A 22,535-nucleotide genomic window follows, 5' to 3' on the forward strand; every position below is an offset into this window, starting at 1 on the left:
GTTATTTCTTAAATCAGGTTACCCGGATCATAACAAAATTCCCATTAACCGTTTAATCAGATCTTCCAGAGAAATCATCGTCAAGGTCAACGGCAGCAAAGGAGCCAGAACTGTAATCGCGGTTTGCAGAACAATTGTTTTACTGAATGGAAAAGGACGCATCGTTTGCACGACCTCAAAACTTCCGGCCATATCGTTCAACGATTGAATATCGCCGCTACCGACCAGTGGCTCATCCTGCGGTGCACCGCCGCGCAGCCATTTATCGTCAAATTCACGCGCATATCGGTTCGCCAGTGCGCCATACTCCAGCAATCCTTGCCTTTTGACTTGCGCGAGACGGGGCGCGAACACACACAAAGGACCGAGCACCAGTATCAGGAAAAAAACCACGCTGGCCAGGATCTCGGGTTTAAAGTCCAGCAGTGTTTTGCCTTCATGAAAAATTTGATTGGCGACCAGTCCTGCCAACAAGCAGCCTTGAGACAATAGCAAGGGCATAAAAGCCGCAGCACTTCCCCCTAGAAAGCCGAGTCCAGCGGCACGATCAGGATGCGTAGGAACCAGGCAAAGATCCAACTGTGAAACCTGCCAGAGAAACCGCGCCCAGATGAAAATTCGAAAAAACCAGCGTGCTAATAAGAATTGAAAAACCGGAATGCTGACATAGCCATACCAATACCCTGCTAAAGAATAGTGGCGTTGACCTTCTTTAATGGACGCATACCATGTTGCCGACTCCAGCGCTATCTGACCTGCCCACAGCTGATGCGTAACGGTCAGCACCAGGGCTATCAGCATGACTTCAATCACCACCGAATTGCGCAAACGCATTGCTGAGTTGATAAGGTCATCGAACTCCGGGCGGGATGGTGGCGTTATGATCCTACGCTCGATAAATTGCTGGATAGTCAACCTGATGCGCTTGTGAACTACGATTTCAGCGACCAACATCAAGGGCAAGGCCAGAAGAAAACGAACATGCACATCCGCATCATAAATAAAGGGAACTTTAATGGCGCCGCCCAGTGCATCGCCAGCCAACGCTGAAAGAATCAGTAACGGCAACCAGGAAAACAGGGAAATAGTGATCACTCTGCGCTTGACCAAGTCAAGTGTATTGGTAGTCAAGCGGGCACGGATAAAAAACTGATAGAGTGGCCCACCCAACACCAGGGAAAAGTCATCGGGCAGTGAGAATGTAGCGTTATTGTTCATCATTGCAAATATTCACTAATTACGGCAAGTAAGAGGTTAATACAATAAACCAGAAAACCCGGCATGACCCAAAAAATGAAGCACATTTGATAGTTATTGGCCTCCGTGTGAATCCGGTCAGTAATAACTTGAACATCGGTGAAAGCGTATTGAGGCGCGGTAGGAAATTTAGATCGCTTTTATCCAGCAGATACAACGTTACGCCGCTGTTTATGCCGATTTTTACGCTTTACCCGCCAAGGGTATAGGCTGACTAATAGTGTGGTGAATTCGATGCAGCGCCCGCTCTTAATGTGCCCTGCATTCTATACTGCTCATTAGCAAGGCAAATTCATCACCACCCAGTCGCGAGACAGAGCCCCTTTCCGCAAACAGGCTTTCAATCGCCCGGCTATTTCAATCAATAGTTGATAACCCGCCTCGTGCCCAAATTGTCGTTAACAGGATGGAGAAACTTCAGTTTTTGATCAAGGGACGAGGTGACAAATCAAATAATACAAAGATTAAATGATCTAACCGACTCATTTTGCCAGCAATAGACTTCCGATTAGAACGGGGAAATCGCATTTTCCAAATTTTTAATACGAGCTTCTTTAAAAGACTTCATCAGGTTATTGCCAGTTGGCGGCAATCACGGGAGTCAATTGAGCTTGATAATCCGGAGGCAGCACAGTTTCGCCCGCTGCCGGAGGAGCAAACGCTGCCATAGCTGATACCAGCGCATCAACCTGAGTGCTTAACAAGGTTTGCTCGTCAGCAGTCTTAAATTGCTCGACCCGGTAAGCCTTACTTGAATACCAATTATTAATCGTCGTTTTATCGTTACTGCCAATAATACTGACTTCAAGATGCCGACCTGCTTTTCTAAACCAAAGCTGCTCAACCTTTATGTCATTTCCAAATGACAGTGTGTCCGTGCTATTGGTAGACGTATCATAGTTATCAATAATGTCCTTACCCGACCCTCTACCGAATAAATACCTATCCGAGCCAGTAGTTCCACCGTTCAGGTAATCATCACCAGTGCCGCCATCAAGCAAATCATTACCTCGCCCCCCGTAAAGCAAATCGTTTCCGCCCCCGCCTATCAGTGAGTTGTTACGGATATTACCTCTTAACACGTTATTGAGTTCATTTCCTGTACCATCAATTGAAGAATTTCCTGTCAGCGTCAGATTCTCGATATGTTCGGTCAAGGTGAAAGATACTGAGGATTGGACAAGATCAATGCCCTCATTGACATATTCAATTACTGTATCACTCGCGTTATCCACGCTATAAGTGTCATTGCCGCGCCCACCTATCAGAGTATCTTTACCGATACCGCCATTTAGAATATTTGCAGCCTCATTACCTATCAACACATTATCTAACTCATTACCGGTAGCGTTGATAGCGTTATTAGCCTTTAATTGTAACTGCTCGACATGGGAGTTGAGTTTGTAAGTAACACTGGACTCAACCTTATCAAACCCTTCATCTGCATTTTCGATAACAGTATCTCCAGCGCTGTCTATGATGTAAATATCATCGCCGATTCCACCTGCCATGATGTCATGACCTATTCCTCCATTTAATACATCATTACCTGCATAACCGTACAGCTTATCATTGCCTGCCAAACCATTAAGCACATCATCACCACGCCCGCCAATCAGACTATCGGCACCCGAATTGCCGGTGATAATCAAGCCCGGCGTTGGGGTAACAGTAAGGTCAAAAATATCCGAGACCGCCAAATTTCCCGTGTCTTTCGCAGTCACTCTGACGCTGAGTGTCCCTGCTTTATCAGCAATACCGCTGAAAGTCAGTGCTTCGGCATCAAAGACCAACCACTGCGGCAAATCACTGCCATCGGCCAGTCCGGCACTGTAAGTCAGCGAATCACCGTCATCAGGATCGTTGAAGGCAGTGCCGTCGAGGCTGAACAGGAAATCCTCACCCTCAAAAACCTGCAGGTCGGTAAGTGGTGCAGACAATTCCGGTGGGCGATTACTGATGAGCTTGGATTTAACCACAGCCAAATCCCAAACCGTCCCATTAAAAAAGCTGATCCGTTCAACCGAGTAAGGCGTTATGCCGTCATTTTCAAGGTAATTAAAGATAGTAAGCGAATCCGATGAGCCCTTAATTGAAAACTCAAGATTGTTGTTAATCCGGCGAACCTGGATATCATCAGGCACTACTGACCAATCAAACTGTACAGTATCGATTTTACCAGCAGTCGTATCGTAACTATTGACCCAGTCCTGACCTGATCCTTTGCCAAAAACATAGGTATCATTACCTGTACCACCTGTCATGGTATCCGTACCGGCACCACCGTTTAATTCATCATGACCGTCTCCCCCATAAAGCGCATCATCACCCGAACCGCCACTGAGAAAATCATTGCCAATACCACCGTGTAATTGGTCGTTGCCTGCCTCACCGTATAGTGTGTTACTGTCATAAAGCCCATAAAGGATATTGTCCTCGTCCTGCGGGTTAAGTGTGACGGTCGGCTTTGCCAGTTCGGTCAACTCTGCCATTGTCATCACCGTTCCGTCCCCAAATTCAATACGCTCCAAACCCATGCCGGATAAATCGGTAGAGTTCGGCAAGACTATATCGACACCACCTCCAGCCCATAACAAAGAGAGCACCGCATGAACAGACTGATTGCTGACTGCAGTGCCGTCTCTAAGGAGAGTACCGGTTGATCCAAGTATTCCGTTATTGCGGATACCCTCAACCACTCGTTCCCCCCAGGAAAAAGTTAAGGCATTTGGACTAATGGCTATCAAACGTAACGTATCCTCAGGAATTGTTTGAGGCTCATCAACAGGCGACGAAACGATTTGCTGACCGCCTTCAAGCACTAAACCGGGTGTGTTAAATCCCAATCGATAACCAATTGATTGTCTTAATTGAGTTCCTGTGTCCCAAATTGTATCGATACCGGACTCGTCAGCAAATACAACATAGGTATCTTGGCTAAACCCGCCATCCAGAAAATCATTTCCCTCACCTCCCACCAGAGTATCCCGGTAATAGCCGCCATAAAGGCTATCATCGCCGGCATTGCCATAAACAAAACCACCGATAAAGGTATCAATATCGGTAAAATAGTTTGTTTCGTTATTGAGGCCTGGCCTGCCAGACGCATAAAGGGTATCGTTACCACTACCTCCATCGATCATTGAGATACTGTTATCCCCGTAATACCGGTAGCCTCTAATGGTATTGTCACTGTTGCCACCTTGGATCAATTCAACCTGAGTAGTAATGGTTTGATTGGTTTGCCAGTATTGAGTCATTGCCGAAGGGCTGGCACCGATCAAAAAACCACCTAAAATATTGAAGCCGCTGAAAACAGGCATTGCCGCATCAAGACTGGTATTGGCATCATCCATCCGCAACTGATTTAACAAATTAGTCCAGTCTTTGATGTTTACAAAGCGCTGACCCACAGGGGTCTTATCCACTTCACCAATGGGAGAAGTGTTAACGACATTGACAGTGCTGCTGGAGTAAGTTTTATTTTCAGAACTGCGTTGGAATTCTGCCGCATCACTGACAAATTCCACCTGTTTAAAATGCTCTGTGCGGATAGTAGCTGAATCAGCGCTCACTGATGATGACCGGTAGCTTGAACCGTCAACACGAAGATAATTAAATGTTGAATTACTCATTAATTCACTCGCCCATTGGGCAAGGGCCGTATCGACAAAATTAGCCTTGACTTGATCAAGATCGACCGTTGCTTGCGGCAAGGCGACCCAATCAGCAACCCCCGTTGAAATGCCGGATTCGTCAAGTATTGTCCACAGATGCGTAGAAGTGAAATAGTCTTTTAGCATTAAGGTTGAAGCGCCACCTTTTAGTGACATAACCAAATCATTTGAAACCCGTGAGTACTTCAAATCTCTCAAGCTTGTTCCATCTGTCAAAGCGATAATGCTTGAAGCATCAGACGACTCCTCCGCCACGTCGTTACCAAGCGCTCCCCAGCCAAAGAGATAGCTGTCATTGCCGGCACCACCGGCCAAAATGTCATTGCCTGCTCCTCCGGACAAAACATCATTCCCGGCATAGCCCTCGATTCGATCATCCGCTTCAGTGCCAATCAAGCGATCATTGTTTGCCGTACCCCCATAGACACCGACTGATGAAATCGTCATTTCAGAGGCAAGCAACTGTGTATCATCATAAAAATGCAAAGCTGACACATTGGGGCCTTCATTAAACCATCCATCGAACAAAATGCTATCTTGACCGTCACCGATCCGCAAAAGCAGGCTTCCGTTAGCCAACTGAAAAAAAACTAAGCCGCTGGCCTCAATACCTTTACCGAAATAAACTACGTCACCGGCTGAATCACTGGTGTTAGCTGAATTTATCACATCAGCGCCATCGCCTGAATCAAACCAATAAACATCGCTGCCACTCCCGCCAGCAAGCACATCTGCTCCTTGTCCTCCGCGCAAAGTATCTGAGCCTGCCCCACCTTGTAAAACGTCATTTCCACGGCCACCGTCAAGCCAATCATTACCGGCATTGCCGTTAATAAAATCGTTTCCGGCGCCACTTGTAATATGTTCAGCAGCATCGGTACCCTTTAAAGCAAGGTTTTGGTTCGCATAGACAGATAAAAGATCGCTTAAATTTCTTTCTGCACCGTCAACCACAAATGAATTGACGGCGCCCAAAAAACCTTGCTTTATGCTGACCCGGGCGCCATTGGCAAAAGTCAGTAAAAGGTCTTGTTGACCTGCTCCATCGGTTGCCAATGAAATAGCCTGTAATTGAGTCGTTTCATTCAATACAATCCGGTTATTGGTATCAGCATCAGTGATAACATCTTCTCCCTGTCCTACCTTGTAGGTATCCGCACCTTCGCCGCCATCAAGAAAATTGGTGCCGCTGCCCCCGATGAGGATGTCGTCACCGGCACCGCCCAAAAGCTTATCATCGCCGCTGCCGCCATCTAAATAATCCGAACCGCCGCCACCGTGTAATTCGTCGTTACCCTCCCCGCCATCAATAAAATCATGGCCATGAGCAACTAAATCTATGTGATCTCCATCACCTATGAGTAAATCATTGCCACTGCCGCCATAAATTTCATCATCACCACCCCCACCGAATAGCGTGTCGTGACCCGCTTCTCCATCCAGGTAATCGTTACCCTGGTACTGCGCTGCGATAAATTCAGTTCCTGCATCCCCCTCAATATAGTCATCACCCTCGCCGCCATAGATAGTATCGTCACCGCCATGGCCCCAAATGGTATCATTGCCGCCTTTGCCGTCGATGTAGTCCGACCCGTGATAAGCGGCCGACACGTCAATGCCCCTGAGATCGTCGCCTTCCAGCGTGTCGTCGGTATCGCCGCCCAGGATGATGTCGTTGCCACCGTTACCTCTGGCGTATTGATGAGCAATGCCGGAACCCAGATCGATATAGTCATTGCCGTGTTGACTCAAACTGCCGGCACCTATGTCGCCGTTGATGCTGTCGTCATCTTCGCCGCCAAAGAGTATGTCGTGGCCGGCACCGCCGTCGGTCGAATCCATGCCGCTCTCGCCATATACGATATCGTCGCCTTGACCTGCCAGGATCAAATCCCCTCCGCTACCTCCATAAATCCTATCCTGCCCACCTAAGCCTGTATCGAACGATCCCATGACCGGGCTTAAACCCGTTCCATTATTCCATCCAGGTGAAGATGGATCAGCGGCTTGATACATCTCCGGTAGACCTTTGTAAGTCCAATCAGAATTAGATGTACCGTAAGTGGCATCACCATAGATTATGTCGTGACCCGCACCACCGAGAATAAGGTCATCTCCTTCACCGCCCATTAGTGCATCACTGTGTGCACTCCCAATCAGAATGTCATTACCGGAACCCGCCGACAAAAAATCACCGTACTGTCCATTTGCAGTTTCACCACCAAAATCACGATAATCAGTTACCGTTTTTAAATCCACAGCCTGATCGGCAAACAGGACATCATCACCATTCCAGCCCTCCAAAATATCGCGATCCACCCCGCCAACCATATAATCATCCCCAAAAGTACCGATGAGCATATCGGGTTGGCCCGGCTGCGAATCACCCAGAAATAGAGTGACGGGCGTCGACGTCGGTTCTTCTGAAGAAGGGGGTAGCGTCAAACCAAGATCACCATCGTGGAAATTTTTGATCATGATACGGCCGCCGTCAAAAATGCTGCCGTTGATATACAAGTTCCGCTGGCCATTCTGATCGGGCGCACCCAAAACCACTAAAATATTTTGGTCAGCCGACTCCCAGACATCCGTGCCGATCTTTTTGCCGCTGGTAAGGTCGAGTGTGACATCGTTAACGATGATGCTTCCCAAGCCGTCGCTATCTTCAATCGTATCGAAACCGTCGCCGGAATGGTAAATATAGGTGTCGTGACCTTGACCTCCGATAAGCCGGTCATTGCCTTGGCCACCTTCGAGAATATCGTTACCGGAGCCGCCCAACAACTTATCGGCTCCGCTGCCTGCATTCAGGCTATCATTGCCAGTACCACCTTCCAGATAATCGTTGCCGCCGTTGCCATTGAGTGTGTCGTCGCCGGTTCCGCCATAGAGGTGGTCGTTTTGAGTTCCGCCTTGAATATCCGAATTATCAGAATCGTCTCCGAAAATATAACGCTTACTGTCAGGTGGTAAATCGGGACCTATGTAACCGATCCCCGCTGTCGAGATTACCTGTCCGGTCTTCAAGTCTTGAAAAGTTTCATTACGTACACCACTTACGACCATATCTGAATCCGCAGTATTGCGTCGGATCAATTGCTCCAAAAGGTGGGCGCGGTCACTTAGCCACATGTCGGAATAATGAGCTTCACCATCCGCTTGCTGCTCCGCCGTCATAAGATTATCTTGCTCCCACTGCAAACCTAGTTCCGTGTTACTCGAACTGGCACTCTGCAGAAAAGCCTTCGCTTCGTAGCTATTGGGTTTCAACGCAAACGGCGTTAGATGCACCAAACTTAGAAATAAACCAAAGTCCGCACGTGCTTCGCTGGACGTAGCTGCAGGGGCCACTATTCTGACTTGGCCGATCAGATTTTTGAAGCCAGTACCCCCGATTAGATTATTAATAGCAGAATAAAGATCGTTTCTATTGTCTGTGATAATTGCAGGCTTACTACCCAAAATAAATTCAGTTAGCGCACTTACAGAATTTTCTAAACTTTGGTCAACCTGGTTACTGGATTTTTGAAATAATTCAGTAAGCGCAAGAAGAGCGGTGGCTGGATCTTGATTAGTTAGAATGGGGTCTAATCTGACAAATAAATTGGCTACCGCAAGACTATCCGTCATTTGGCCAGCGCCATGTCCAAACGTGTAGTTCGATGGCTTCGATTGCTCTATGAACAATGGATCATGTGATCCTTTTTGGAACAATCCTGGACCATTTTGAGTAATAAATTCCGGCATTTTATCGCCGAATAAATTGTGTATAGAATCGTAGGTAAAATCAAAGTTACCACCCAGCATGGAAAATAGATTGGCAACATTTATATTGGCATTCGTACCAATACCTAACAGTCCATCACCCCCAAACCCGGCGGCATTGATGGTTACCGCCTCAGCACCAGTATTGGGAAAAAGACGTGTAAATGCCGCGGCAAGATGTCCGCCCAACGAATGCCCTGTCACCTCCGTCAATTGTCCAGAAAATCCGTCAGGTTTGCTTCCAAAAGCGCGCTCGTCTGTAAACAAAATTCTTGAGTCTTTGAACTCTATTGTTCTAATAATATGATTGGGTAAGTCGATCACAATGTCGGAACGCGACCGCCAAGAAGCTATCAGTTGTTCCGGAGTAAGCTCAGTCGGCATAGGAACGATTAAAGGATTGGCATTATAGGCAGCCCATGCGAAAACCGAACTTTGTAGCTCTGTTGTCAACGTTGTATTTGATGTTAACTCCGCAGCTTGATAACTCTGACCTGCGATACTATTTAGGCGCTGCCAGTCATTATACAGATCAACAAGTTGGTCTAATGCCAGACCATCTTGCACAATATCGCCAAGATCAGCACCAAGTAAATCTGAATTACCCGCCGTACCCCTTATCGCGTAAAAAAATTGATCCGCCTGATAGCCGCTTACAGGATCATCGTCGATGCGTTGAAATAAGGTTGCTGAAAATCCGGAGTCAGTGTCGGGTTGGTGGGATACGACTTTCCAATGAAGGGCAAATTCGTCTGCTTGACTAATAGAAAATGCCATGTCATTAAAGCTTGCGTTTTTCAATTCGTCTTTTAAATTAACATTAAGGGCTATAAAGTTTGCGTAACTGGCCTCGGCTAATTGAGCTAATTCAAAGACTTTAGCAACGTTTGTCATTTGTTTTGTCCCCATTCCCAAAATTGATATGAAAATTTATTGAATTCATCATTTGGCGGATTTCCTTCATCGACACAGTTTCTATTACCCCAACCTAAAACTAATGATTGCCTTAAATTATCTGGTGTTCCACCTAATCCAAAAATTCCGCCACTTTTACCACGCCAAAAATTTATGTATTGGGCAATAAGCTTGTTATCTTTTGCATCAATAAGTTTTTTTTCTGTTTTGCCAATTGCGTGGGCAAAGTTTTTGTTTTGCTTTACATCTGTGTAAAAACGTTGATTTAGCCAATTGTGACTATCAGAAGTTGAACGCAAGCTTTCCTTCAACGTTTCAACCTCACCTGGATTTTCAGCCTTCCACTGTTCGGGAGTTTTATATATCCAAAACCCAGCTTGGGTATCACAGTAATATTTGTGCATAATCAGTGTTGGAATTAGATCCCAAAACAAAAGGTTATACATTACAAATACCGCTAGACAAGCCCATAGCCAAGGTCTACGCTGTTTTCGACTTGCCCAGATGGCAGTTATGGTAACTACGGCAACTGATATCAGCAGATAAATAGCCAAAAAAATGAATATAACTATTAACAACATAGGGAAACGCCCAAATCAGTGTTACCCGCATCGCTATGAATCCTGTAAACAACTTGCCCAGTTTGGTAACAACTGACAAGGTCTTTACATTTGCGTTTGAATAATTTTGTAGAGAACCCGGTAGTTATACCAGATCGGTGGGATACGCCATTCCAACGCAATACGGAGCAGCGAATAAGGTGATAATTGTCTTCGTCGCCACCGTCAGATAAGAAGTGGCCATAATCGCCGTTCGCCGTCGAGAGACCGAAATTATGGAGGTCGGACAGTACATTAAAATCAGGGTCGGTATCGTTCTTATGACTGTCCCGGTCGTCGTCGACGCTGGCGAAAATGGCGTCGAACCGACCCGACCCCAATAAATCGGGATTGTTATGCGACAATAATTTCGTCCATTTATTGAGTAAAATATCGGAATAATGATATTGTCCGTTAGCTAGTTGTTCTGAGGTTAAATCGTTATCTTGTTTCCATAGCAAAGCGAATTCGATATTTTTCAAACTAGCCGTTTGCAATAAAATGTTGGAAGCAACATCTATAGACTTTAACGCAAAAGGTGTTGGGTAGATCAAGCTTAAATATGCTCCAGAGTAAGATCGCGCTTCATTATCTGGAGATGCCGACCCATCAATGCTGACTTTGCAGATTAAGCCTTTAAATGCAGTTTTGTATTGAATGGCGACAATGTTGCCGAATAAGGCTTCGTTTAAATCAGCGTAACTTGCTTCAGCCAAGGCGGCCATGTCTGCCATAAATTTTAAATTAGCAATCATTTGTTATCTCCCTTGACGATATCAATCAAGCTTTTTAATAAATTTTGAACACCTTTATTTGCATTTTTGTTACATGATGCATTTCCGATATTAAGCCAGAACTTATAGTTTCCGGCATGAAAGCTCCCACCTCTTTGAAAATTTATGCTGTTAGCTAATATTTGTCCTGTTTTGGCTTCTACCAGTCTCCGTTCAATCTTGGTGACTGTGCCAATAAAACTTACATTTACAGGTTGAACAGAATCCATATATATCCATTGGCTATACCAATACCTGTTAATTGCGTTATGAAAGCTTTTATCAGGTTGATAATTTTCGTTAAGTTTTTCCAATTTTACTTTAGAAGAATCCCCCCAATCCTGGCCCAGGACCTCAGGATGCTCTTTTACCCACTGCCCCGGTGTTTTATAAACCCAAAAACCGCCTTCAGTTTCGCAAAGATGTTTATGAATTAAGATCACCGGTATCCAATCCCAAAACACCAGGTTATACATGATTAACGCCGCAACTATTCCGCCTAACCAGCCGCGCTGATATTTGTCTTTCGCAAATAGGTAACTCTTACGAATCACCCAAATGGAAATAGGTAAATAAATTAAAAACAAAAAAATAAAATAGAGCAGCGCAATCATGTTTCGTATCTCCTGAAAACAATCCGGATATTCAATAAATAGTCACCTGATAAACAGCGATAGCTATTCCTTTGAATCAATTGCAATAGATTAGCCGATGGTGTTCTTCGCTCTTTGCTGCTGCAGGAATGAACAGGAATCGGGCTCGTACTTATTAATGAGCAAATGGCCTCATCTCAATTTAAGTACAAACGGCCTAAATCAGTCGCCATAAACAGTGTAACGATTTATTATTGTCGATAAGCAGATATAGCAGAAAAGACACCGTTTATCCGAATTTGCGAATAAGGCTATTTGCTGCCGGTCGAAGAATTTGAAAAACAGTTATAAAGTAACTGCTCCAAGCGGATGGGATTGTGATCGAGTCACCATTATCGGCAAACTCAGGCTGATGATTTTTGATATCTTGAGGATGGATGTTTTTGACGTAGGGTGCGGCTTTTCCGGATTATGGATAGCTTCATCCCGACTGTATTACGATTTTTAGCTAAGCTGACTTTAACGTCCTTGTTTCCAATGCGTTGGCATTATTCCGCATCCTGATGCCGGATATTTTTACCTTCCATCATAAAAATAAGATATTCGGCGATGCTGCGAGCATGATCGCCGCAGCGTTCCAGCGATTTCATGATTTGGAAAATATTGAGTGAGCGGCTGATGATACGGGGATCTTCAATAACAAAAGTCAACTGGCGTCTGATGCCTGCCTGATACTCATCGCCATAGTCCCAATATTCATTCACCAGGGTGTAGGCGCCTTTGACATCACAGGTATCGAAAGACCGGATGGCTTGCTCCAGCATTTCTGAAACCATTTGCCCCATCTTCATAATATCTCTGAGCAACTGAAGATTCGGGTCAGCGCTTTTGCTGTCAAACAAGGTCAGAATCAATTTGGCAATCTTGACGACTTCATCACCGATTAATTCCAGATCGACCACTATTTTTGAAACCGACATCACCATCCGCAGATCATTAGCCACCGGCGAACGTTTAGCCAAAATAGTAAGCGCCGCTTCATTGATTTTGTTCTCATGACAGTTAACTTCCCTATCGCGCAAAATAATCTTTTCAGCCAACTTGATATCGCGCTCATCCAGCGCCTTCATCGAATGATCCAGTTGAGTGATGACTAATCCGGACATTTCAAGAACCAGATAATGCAGCTGGTTCAATTCGCCGTCAAAGATGCGTGAGGTATGTTCTTTTGTCGCCATAATCATTTGAAGTGGGCAATCAGTAAAGTAAAAAAATTGGCGGGCAATTTCATCAAATCCAGAAAACCTTAACCAAAGCGTCCGGTAATGTAATCTTCAGTCAACGGATGCACCGGATTGGTGAATACCTGGTTGGTATCGCCCACTTCAATCAGATGTCCCATATGAAAATAGGCCGTTCGCTGGGAAACCCGCGCTGCTTGTTGCATGGAGTGAGTAACGATAACGATCGTGAAGCGTTCTTTAAGTTCGGCAATCAGTTGCTCGATTTTTGCGGTGGCGATGGGATCCAAGGCGGAACAAGGCTCATCCATCAGAATCACTTCCGGATTGACCGCAATTGTGCGGGCAATGCACAAACGCTGTTGCTGACCACCCGATAAACCGGTTCCCGGCTCATCAAGACGGTCTTTTACTTCTTCCCATAACCCGGCTTTAATCAGGGAATTTTGAACAATTTCATCCAGTTCGGTTTTATTCACGGCCAGACCATGAATACGCGGACCATAGGCCACATTGTCGTAAATCGATTTGGGGAATGGATTGGGTTTTTGAAATACCATACCGACTTGGGCGCGCAGCGGAACCACGTCCATATCGCGGTGGTAGATATCCTTATCATCGATTTTAATTTCGCCTTCCACTTTACAACTGGGAATGGTGTCATTCATACGGTTCAGCGTGCGTAAAAAGGTCGATTTTCCGCAGCCGGATGGGCCGATAAACGAAATCACTTCGTTATTGCCGATATCCAGTGACAAATCATTGATGGCTTGTTTTTCTCCATAAAATACATTGACATTTCTACAAGAAATACGGGTATCGGATGAAGTAATGGCGCCTACTGTCTCACGGGATTCGCGGTCTATTTTTTTCATGCCCAGCACATTCGATAAGGTTTGTCTTTTCATGGAGTGACTCGGTACGGATTCTCTAATATAGCTCATGGGTTTACCCTCTTTACCAGCGTCTTTCATAGCGTCTGCGTAGATAAACTGCCAGTCCGTTCATGGAAATAAGGAAAAACAGCAATACCATGATTGCTGCGGAAGTGCGTTCGACAAAAGCTCTTTCAGGACTGTCCGCCCACAGATAAATTTGCACGGGCAAGACGGTCGATGGCTGGGTAAAGCTGGTCGGCACATCAACGATAAACGCCACCATCCCTATCATCAACAAAGGTGCAGTTTCTCCCAACGCTCTGGCCATACCGATGATCGACCCTGTCATCATGCCTGGCATCGCAAGCGGCAGCACATGATGTGTTATGGTTTGCAGTTTGGATGCCCCCATTCCCAAAGCGGCCTCCCGAATCGAGGGAGGCACCGACTTTAATGAAGCTCGACCGGCAATGATAATAGTGGGCAAAGTCATCAACGTCAGCACCAGACAGCCGATAACGGGCGTACTGCGCGGTAATCCGAAAAAGTTGATGAACATGGCCAGCCCCAATAAACCGAAGACAATCGAAGGCACGGCTGCCAGATTGTTGATATTCACTTCGATAAAATCGGTAAATTTGTTGATGGGCGCGAACTCCTCCATATACACGGCGGTCGCTACGCCAATCGGAAATGACAGCAAAAACGTACCGACCAGCGTCATCAAGGAACCCATCAAGGCACCGCGTATGCCCGCCATTTCCGGCTCTCTGGAATCACCGGCAATAAAGAACAAGGCGTTAAAGTGTTTTTCGATACGCGCTTCCTGGCTCAGACTGTCGATCCATGCCAGTTGCTTGTCGTTGACCCGACGATTGGCCTGTACCTGTTCACGGTCGATATGGCCTTTCATCAGCATATCGATATCGTCATCCGCGGGTAACCACACAGGGACGGTTTTACCCAATAAAGACTTATCGGCTATCACCATTTCCCTCAACAAAAAGCCCGCTCCGCTGCTGACCATGGCATAAAGATCGCGCTTGTCGCGGCGTTCCATTACTTCAGGAAAAGCCGTCGACAACGACTTTTTGATCAAGCCGTTATAGTCGGCCTTGGCCAGGCTATCATCCCCGCCATGCTCAGGATCCAGCCATTCCGCATCAAAATAGATATCCAGTTGGACTTGCGTTTGCACAAATGCGGTATAGCCTTTGCCGATAATACTGATAAACAACACCAGTAAGAACATCAAGCCCAGCATAATGCCGGTTAAGCCATAGGCTTTGAACCTACGCTCGGCGGACCGTCGTTTAGCCAGACTTTTTTGCACAATATCAAAAGTAGACGACTTATTATCAGCCCCCAAATCCGCTGAAGTGGCTAGATTATTCATATTGTTCCCGGTATTTTCTAACGATATACAAAGCTAAGACGTTCAGCATCAGTGTGACGACAAACAACACCAATCCCAAGGCAAACGCCGCCAAAGTCTTAGGGCTGTCAAATTCTTGATCGCCGACTAACAATGTCACTATTTGCACGGTTACTGTTGTCACCGCTTCGAAAGGATTAAAGGTCAGATTGGCCGAGAGTCCTGCCGCCATGACTAAAATCATCGTTTCACCGATAGCTCTTGAAACCGCCAACAAAATACTGCCGACGATGCCGGGCAAAGCGGCGGGAAAAATAATCTGCTTGATGGTTTCGGCCTGGGTGGCGCCCAAGGCATAGGCTCCGTCCCGCAAGGATTGCGGCACCGCATTTATGACATCATCCGACAATGATGAAACGAACGGAATAATCATCACCCCCATCACCAGGCCGGCCGCTAATGCACTTTCCGAAGATACTGACAACCCCATTGATTCGCCGGTTTCACGTATAAACGGAGCGACTGTCAACGCCGCGAAGAAACCGTAAACCACGGTGGGAATACCGGCCAGAATTTCCAGCGTAGGTTTGGCTGATGCACGAAACGTGGGTCCTGCGAACTCCGATAAATAGATGGCAGACATCAAGCCAATCGGCACCGCAACCAGCATCGCAATAAACGACACCAGCAATGTGCCGGTAAACAGCGGAATCGCGCCAAAAGCGCCCGAGGATCCCACTTGATCAGAACGCATGGCCGTCTGCGGGCTCCACTCCAGACCGAATAAAAAATCAAAGACGGGCACCGATTGAAAAAATAGGAACGATTCATAAGCCACGGAACTGACAATTCCTACGGTGGTAAATATCGCGATCGTAGAGCAGATAACCATGCCGCCCGTAACGGCTTTTTCAACCGCATTGCGGGCCCGGTAATGTTGATGAATACGCTGGCAGGAAATCCACATGCAGGCCAGTGACAAACCCATTGCGACAAATACCAACAACCAGTGGCTTAATGACTGTAAAGATTGATAATGCCCGGCCGCATCCAGTATGACCGAATCGGTTTGGGTTGCCAGCGTTGAACCGTTAACGACATTGCGTACATCATTGAGGACCAGATTCAAACGCTCCGGCGGAAGATTGATCATTTCTTCAGGCAGTTGTGCCGTTACCGCATGAGTTATCCATGCAGGCTCAGCGATCAGCCAGATCAACGTGACCAACAGCGCAGGAATAACGCTCCATAAGCTTACGTAAAAACCATAGAATCCGGGCAATGAATGCAGAATCTTTACTTTGCCTTCCACACAGGCTACTGCGCGCCTTTTTCCTGCATAGAAACCGGCATAGGCCAGTATCAACAATATGATCAGAAGAATCGATGGAGACATAAGCTGTGTATCCTGGGTAAAAATACGGGGGCTCTGCCTAAGCATTCCCCCGCCGCGTGTGCCTGCTTAACTATGCGAGTCATCACAGGCCCAAACTCTATCTTGGTTTGTCTGAATTAGAGTTTGAGTAATTTCAGATTTTTAACATCATCGGCAAATTGCTTACGTTCGGCATCAGGCATCGCGATCAAGCCTTTGTCAGTCAAATAGCCCTCATTACCCCAGGCCTTTTCGCTGGTAAACTCTTCCAGAAATTCCTTGATACCGGGAATGACTTCCACATGGGCTTTTTTTACATAGAAAAACAGGGGGCGCGAAATAGGGTACTGACCTGACGCAATTGCATCGTATTCGGGCAATTCACCCTGAATTTTCAGACCGACCACTTTATCGGCATTCTGGTCCAGAAAACTGAAGCCGAAAATACCGATTGCTTTAGGATTGGCTTCCAGTTTTTGCACGATCAGATTGTCGTTCTCGCCGGCTTCGATATAACCGCCGTCTTCACGAATCGCGTGACAGATTTCTTTGTAGGCATTTTCATCTTTATCTTTCAACGCCTTGATCCAGGGAAATTCCTTGCATCCACCTTCCATGGCCAATTCCAGAAACGCATCACGGGTTCCGGAAGTCGGAGGCGGTCCCAAGACTTCTATTTTGGTTGCCGGTAATAACGGGTTGATTTCAACCCAGTTGTTGTAGGGGTTATTGACTAATTGATTACCGCCTTTTGGATCAGGCACTTTTTTAGCCAGTGCCAGAAACAACTCTTTCAATGACAATTCAAACGACTTACCAGTAGTGGCTTGGGCAATAGCGATGCCGTCATAACCGACTTTGACTTCAACTATGTCCTTAACCCCGTTTTTTTGACAGGTTTCAAATTCGGAAGCTTTGATGGCGCGCGATGCATTGGTGATATCGGGATACTGAACACCCACACCACTACAAAATAATTTAAATCCACCGCCTGTCCCGGTTGATTCAACCTTAGGCGATTTAAATTTGCTGGACTTTCCGAACTGCTCCGCAACGACTGTCGAAAAGGGATAAACAGTCGAAGAGCCTACAATATTGATGTAGTCACGTGAACTTTGAGCCATTACTGCACTGCTCAGCATCAGGGGCAAAACGACGACAACAGATTTCAACTTTATATTCATATATCCTCTGATTGTGTATGACCCGTCAGAACTGAACTGACGAAATCAGTATTTGGGTAAGTGTTGCTCACGCTCGTGAGCTGCAGCCCGAAATTTATATTCAACGCGGGCATCATAAAACCCTAATATGACAAAAAGATGACAATGCTGATTTATCACCAGGCAATGGAAGAAATAAGCTACGGTAATGAGTGCATTGAATAATGACAGGCCTACCGAAAGAGCACGCTATCGAATGAATCAGGAAGTTTTTGCGTTTTGGGAAAATGGCACAGGTGAGTTGAAACCGGTCGGCTGACTAGCCGTCCTGCCGACAAGCATTACTCACGCTAAATATACCTTTCGCACTTCAAATTTCGGCAGTGCCTAAGGAGGCAACGGGTTGTTCGGCAAAGGCTTTGCGAGTATGGATGCTGGCATAGAGCCTACTTGGATGTATTTACGGCGTCCTTTGACGGGCACCCCGGTGCCGAATTTCGATCTACGATGATGATATGGATATGATCAAAGACCGCCCTCCCTGGCAATTTAATTTCGGTCGTACATGGGAGATAAGCTATTTCTTAAATAAACAAGTGGACTTTAGCCTTCACTTTTCATCAGGCTAAGTAAATCATCGGCTGACATTTTTCCGCTGATGTCGGCGCCATCCAGCAAGCTGTCTGCCAGATCTCGTTTATGGCTATGCAATGCGACGATTTTTTCTTCAATCGTTTGCTTGGCTATCATCCTATAAATCGTAACGGGGCGTTGCTGACCCATGCGATGAGCGCGGTCCGATGCCTGATCTTCCACAGCGGGATTCCACCAGGGATCCATATGAATCACATAATCGGCTGCTGTCAGATTAAGACCGACACCACCGGCTTTCAAGCTGATCAAAAACAACTCGCCTTCACCGCGCTGAAACGCATCGACACGTTTTTGGCGTTCCTTGGCCGGCGTACTGCCGTCCAGATATTGATACTTGATGTCGCGATCTTCTACATACTCTTTAATCAAGTGCAAATGATCGACAAACTGACTGAAAACCAGCGCCTTATGTTTGTTGTCCAGCAGTTCATCGACGATTCCACCAAAAGCCGCGAGTTTACTACTGGGCAGACTGATATCGGGATTGGCCAGGCGCGTGTTGCAGCAACTGCGGCGCAGCTTGGAAATGGCCGCCAGAATTTGCAAATGCTTTTGGCCGGGCGGTTGGCCTTCAGTATTGACCAATGTCGCCAGACTGTCGCGGCGCAAGGCTTCGTAAAACGCCATTTCTTCGCTGCTCATTTCCACATAGATTGGAATTTCAGTACGCGGCGGCAGTTCCTGTAAAACCTGGGTTTTAGTACGGCGCAAAATAAAAGGCTGGATCAACTTTTTTAATTGCTGTCTGGCTTGTGTGTTGCGGTCACGCTCAATGGGTCCGGCAAAGCGCTGATTGAATTGTTCCATCGACCCCAGCAAACCGGGATTGATGAATCGAAACAGGTTCCAGAGTTCACCCAAGTGATTTTCCAGCGGCGTGCCGGTCATGATCAATTTGAAATCGCCTTGTAGACTCATCGCCCCCTGCGAACGGCGAGTTGCGGTGTTTTTGATCGCTTGCGCTTCATCGAGGATCAGGGTTTGAAAGCGGATTTTTGCCAGCATGTCGGCCACTTGTTCTTGTTGCAGCATGCCGTAACTGCAAATCAGCAAATCGTAAGACCCCAGATCATCCAGCAATTTTTGCCTGTCGCCTGTACCCAATAATTGAGGGTTCAGCGTCGGTGCAAAACGGCGGGCTTCAATTTCCCAATTCATGCACACTGACGTGGGCGCGACAATCAGGCTGGGACCCTTGGGCGCCCTGTCCACCAATAAAGCCAGACCCTGAACTGTTTTGCCCAAGCCCATATCGTCCGCCAAACACGCACCCACTCCCCATTGCGCTAGTCGGGCAAGCCATATAAAGCCATCCAGCTGATAATCACGTAATTCGGCTTGAAACGTTGAAGGTAAAACCGGCTGGTAATTGCGGGCGTTTCTGAGCCTTTTTATGTGTTCCTGCCAGTGTTTGTCCGATTTAATAGTACCGGACGCATCATCCCAGTCCTCTAAAGTCAATGCCGCCAGCGGATTGATTCGCACTTTTTTACCGCTGATGTCGGCGTAGGCTTTCAGATCATCCAAACGCTTGCGGAACGCATCGGTCAGGGCGATAAACTGGCCGTCCTTCAACTTTAAAAACCGGCCCTGGCTACCGCTTAACAAACCCAGCAGATGCTGAATTTCAAGCACGGTATCTTCGTTAACCTTCAGTTCACCCTGCAATGCAAACCAGTCATTATCGCGCTTGATTTGCATAGTAAATCCGCTGCCGCTGTTTTGACCCAACACACGAAATTTAACGCCTTCCGGCCACTCCAGTATGGCCTGACCCTCGGGAAGCGCCTGAAGTTGCAACAACAGTTCCAGACATTGTTCAGGCTCTTCCAGCAAAAAGTCGCCGGCGACATCCCGCTCGGCTTCCTGCAAACCCGGGCAGGCGTCAAGAATGGCTTTCGAACGTTTTTTCTCCAGCGATAAATTGCGTTTGGCTTGTAACGGTTTCCCGTCAATTTCGGCCAGTACACTTTCACCGCCCTGCCCAGGCTGATAATAAGCACCTTCGGTTGCAAATGGCCGGATTAATAAGGCCACCCTAAGCCCATCTCCCAGAGGCAACAAATGGACGCGCGGTGTCGCATCGGCTTCAACCTGTTCGGCCGTGCTCGAACTGCCGCCAATGTCCGAGTGCACAGTCAACACCCCGGAAATACTGGTCAATGTCTGAAGAACGCGTTCCTGAGCGGACAAAGGAACTTCAAGACCTTTTGAGCCTAATACCGAGGCAATTTTCTGGTAATCCTCGTTGAGCTCGATCACCTTGAGGCGCGTCGGTGTTTCTTTGGTGATGTATACCGTTTGATTAAGGCTCGCTAACGGATTCAGGCTGATTCTGATTTTATCGCTTTTAGCCAGTTTACTGACCCTCAGTTCGGCCTCGCCTTTGACGACTTCTATCCTGACTTCAGGTGAACTCGCCCAAAACAACAAGGGATGCCCTATTAAAGCCAGCGGCATTTTTGGACTGAAATCGATATAGGAGCTCGCGTACCAGCCATTATCACGATACTCCTTGATTGTGCTGCACAGCTTGAGATCGTATTCGGTCAGGTAGTCGAAACTGCTGCGTTCCGTATAGAGTCTTTTTAACGAAACGGCCCGGCCTTTACTCCATCCGCCTTTGGCCTGCTGTTTTTGTTCTCTGGGCTCGATTATCAGTCCATGCGTTTGTTCCGTAAAAGTAACCAGCCAGATTAGCCGGATAGGCTTTTCCGTTGGCTGCAAAGCACCTGATTTTTTGACGACTGAGTTAAGATGAAGCAAGGCGTCCAGAGCCAGATCCCAATCAGGCCGACTGACAAACAAATCAGCCAAAGCGAGTGGCTGTCGGTTAAAAAATCCGGTATCCCAGCGTATTGCTTTACTGGGATCGATATGACTGAATACTTTAGCCAATTCAGCGGCAGGCCAGCGGTAGCCGTTATCATCCATCTGTTTATAAAGATCATGACTCAGGTCCGAGACATGAGCAAAATGTTCGGATTTTGTCCAGAATTTGATGAGTATCAGAAAAACTTGCAACAATAATGACGGCGCATACACCGTATCAGGCTCACCTTTATCAGTAAAGCCACGATGAGTTTTGTAGGGGGCATTAAGCGCCAATAAACTGTCGCGCTGTTTTACATCACCTTGAATAAATTGCTGAAATTGGTTTAAGTAGCGGTAGACCTCGGTCCAGTAACCCTGAGTTTTGATTGCCAGGGCCAAAAGCGCTGGTAACTTTGCACGCTGCGCTGACTGATCGGACTTTAAAATGACCAAAGGATAAAATATGCCTGCCAACCCGAAAAAATAGCAGTTACGTTTCCCGGTTAGTTTTTTGAGTGCCTTTAATGCATTTTCATATTGCACGAAGGCACCGTTCAAGTCGCCTTTGAAAAACGTCAACGCTGCGTCAATAGCCAGTAATTCCGGATCTTCCCTGTTAACAAGAAAGTCACTCAAGGCATCCCATTCGCCCCGTAACAGCTGTAATTCAGCATAAGTCCTGACTAAAAGAGAATCGTTGCTGGCTGATTCTGCCTGACATTGTTGCAGCAAGAACTGGTCAATCTCCTGATTGGCATAAAGATAAACCAGTTGGTGCAAGCCGATGTAGCCACTGATTTCAGCCGGCAGGAACTCGGTGTGACTTAGAAACCATTCTGCATCAAACGGATTAAGTATCCACGAAAGATAGACATTAAAATAACTTGCAATCTGCCCGTAACGATTGCCCAGCGTGAGACACTCTCGGACCTTACTGAAATCTCGCCGATAAAATTGAATTCGCGCATCCCGAAGACAATCTTCGACTCTCATATAACGGTAATAACCGGTCCCGATCGGCGCATGCTGCTCGATAATCTTCGCATAACGCTCAAATTCATTGTCATCGATCAACTGTCTGGCAATCGGCTCGACCAACATTCTGTGACAACGATAGGATGACTGTTTCGGCAACTGTTCAAGCAGATTGTCCTTGAGCAACAGTCGAATAAAACCATGAATATCGGCAAGTTTAAAAGTGTTACCGTTTGCGCCACGTAAGCCGGTATCTTTGATACATTCGGTAATAAATGTTGGCGAGGCATATCCATAATAGACTGCCAACAGTTTAAGGATCATCTGTTGTTCAACCGATAGTCTTTGATAGGATGAAACCAATTTAGAATGTTTTTCTGATGGCATGAGCAATTAAAATTGAAAAAAAGGTACTTTGCAGTTAACCGGCTTATTATACATAACAGTATCTCTTATCCGGATTTACAATTTGCTTTAGTTA

General features: G+C 46.5%; 11 protein-coding genes. All 11 read right to left on the bottom strand.

Going from position 1 to position 22,535, the window contains the following annotated elements:
- Window positions 1-27: 27 nt before the first annotated feature.
- Entirely contained in the window at window positions 28-1,221 is a 1,194-nt protein-coding gene (locus tag GO003_RS19545; protein ID WP_159658861.1) for a hypothetical protein, read from the bottom strand.
- A 608-nt stretch (window positions 1,222-1,829) separates the two neighbouring features.
- A complete protein-coding gene (locus GO003_RS19550; RefSeq protein ID WP_159658860.1) occupies window positions 1,830-9,593 on the bottom strand; it encodes a calcium-binding protein in 7,764 nt (2,587 codons plus the stop codon).
- On the bottom strand, window positions 9,590-10,195 hold the full coding sequence (locus GO003_RS19555) for a hypothetical protein (RefSeq protein ID WP_159658859.1): 606 nt from the start codon (window positions 10,193-10,195) through the stop codon (window positions 9,590-9,592). The genes GO003_RS19550 and GO003_RS19555 overlap by 4 nt, the downstream gene beginning before the upstream one ends.
- A complete protein-coding gene (locus GO003_RS19560; RefSeq protein WP_159658858.1) occupies window positions 10,186-10,968 on the bottom strand; it encodes a hypothetical protein in 783 nt (260 codons plus the stop codon). The genes GO003_RS19555 and GO003_RS19560 overlap by 10 nt, the downstream gene beginning before the upstream one ends.
- Window positions 10,965-11,600 carry a hypothetical protein gene (locus GO003_RS19565; protein WP_159658857.1) on the bottom strand — a complete coding sequence of 212 codons (636 nt, stop codon included), beginning with the start codon at window positions 11,598-11,600 and terminating at the stop codon, window positions 10,965-10,967. Before GO003_RS19565 ends, GO003_RS19560 begins: the two co-directional genes overlap by 4 nt.
- 527 nt (window positions 11,601-12,127) lie before the next feature.
- Complete coding sequence (gene phoU, locus GO003_RS19570) at window positions 12,128-12,817, bottom strand: phosphate signaling complex protein PhoU (RefSeq protein ID WP_159658856.1); 690 nt, start codon at window positions 12,815-12,817, stop codon at window positions 12,128-12,130.
- Window positions 12,818-12,885: 68 nt separating this feature from the next.
- Complete coding sequence (gene pstB, locus GO003_RS19575) at window positions 12,886-13,695, bottom strand: phosphate ABC transporter ATP-binding protein PstB (protein WP_206444792.1); 810 nt, start codon at window positions 13,693-13,695, stop codon at window positions 12,886-12,888.
- Window positions 13,696-13,777: 82 nt separating this feature from the next.
- On the bottom strand, window positions 13,778-15,094 hold the full coding sequence (gene pstA, locus GO003_RS19580) for a phosphate ABC transporter permease PstA (protein WP_159658855.1): 1,317 nt from the start codon (window positions 15,092-15,094) through the stop codon (window positions 13,778-13,780).
- A complete protein-coding gene (pstC, locus tag GO003_RS19585) occupies window positions 15,087-16,469 on the bottom strand; it encodes a phosphate ABC transporter permease subunit PstC (protein ID WP_159658854.1) in 1,383 nt (460 codons plus the stop codon). The genes pstA and pstC overlap by 8 nt, the downstream gene beginning before the upstream one ends.
- 116 nt (window positions 16,470-16,585) lie before the next feature.
- The gene (locus tag GO003_RS19590; RefSeq protein ID WP_206444787.1) at window positions 16,586-17,632 is read right to left on the bottom strand and encodes a PstS family phosphate ABC transporter substrate-binding protein; all 1,047 of its coding nucleotides are present in this window, start codon (window positions 17,630-17,632) and stop codon (window positions 16,586-16,588) included.
- Between the two features lie 582 nt (window positions 17,633-18,214).
- Window positions 18,215-22,378: a DEAD/DEAH box helicase gene (locus GO003_RS19595; RefSeq protein ID WP_231089099.1), complete on the bottom strand. Its 4,164-nt coding sequence runs from the start codon at window positions 22,376-22,378 to the stop codon at window positions 18,215-18,217.
- Window positions 22,379-22,535: the final 157 nt, after the last annotated feature.

The sequence above is a fragment of the Methylicorpusculum oleiharenae genome (assembly GCF_009828925.2).
Lineage (GTDB): Bacteria > Pseudomonadota > Gammaproteobacteria > Methylococcales > Methylomonadaceae > Methylicorpusculum > Methylicorpusculum oleiharenae.

What these genes read in the sequence shown, in the direction of transcription:
- pstC (WP_159658854.1), bottom strand. Translation starts at nt 16,469, where the DNA reads ATGTCTCCATCGATTCTTCTGATCATATTGTTGATACTGGCCTATGCC.
- GO003_RS19550 (WP_159658860.1), bottom strand. Translation starts at nt 9,593, where the DNA reads ATGACAAACGTTGCTAAAGTCTTTGAATTAGCTCAATTAGCCGAGGCC.
- phoU (WP_159658856.1), bottom strand. Translation starts at nt 12,817, where the DNA reads ATGGCGACAAAAGAACATACCTCACGCATCTTTGACGGCGAATTGAAC.
- GO003_RS19595 (WP_231089099.1), bottom strand. Translation starts at nt 22,378, where the DNA reads ATGATCCTTAAACTGTTGGCAGTCTATTATGGATATGCCTCGCCAACA.
- pstB (WP_206444792.1), bottom strand. Translation starts at nt 13,695, where the DNA reads ATGAAAAAAATAGACCGCGAATCCCGTGAGACAGTAGGCGCCATTACT.
- GO003_RS19565 (WP_159658857.1), bottom strand. Translation starts at nt 11,600, where the DNA reads ATGATTGCGCTGCTCTATTTTATTTTTTTGTTTTTAATTTATTTACCT.
- pstA (WP_159658855.1), bottom strand. Translation starts at nt 15,094, where the DNA reads ATGAATAATCTAGCCACTTCAGCGGATTTGGGGGCTGATAATAAGTCG.
- GO003_RS19560 (WP_159658858.1), bottom strand. Translation starts at nt 10,968, where the DNA reads ATGATTGCTAATTTAAAATTTATGGCAGACATGGCCGCCTTGGCTGAA.
- GO003_RS19555 (WP_159658859.1), bottom strand. Translation starts at nt 10,195, where the DNA reads ATGTTGTTAATAGTTATATTCATTTTTTTGGCTATTTATCTGCTGATA.
- GO003_RS19590 (WP_206444787.1), bottom strand. Translation starts at nt 17,632, where the DNA reads ATGAATATAAAGTTGAAATCTGTTGTCGTCGTTTTGCCCCTGATGCTG.
- GO003_RS19545 (WP_159658861.1), bottom strand. Translation starts at nt 1,221, where the DNA reads ATGATGAACAATAACGCTACATTCTCACTGCCCGATGACTTTTCCCTG.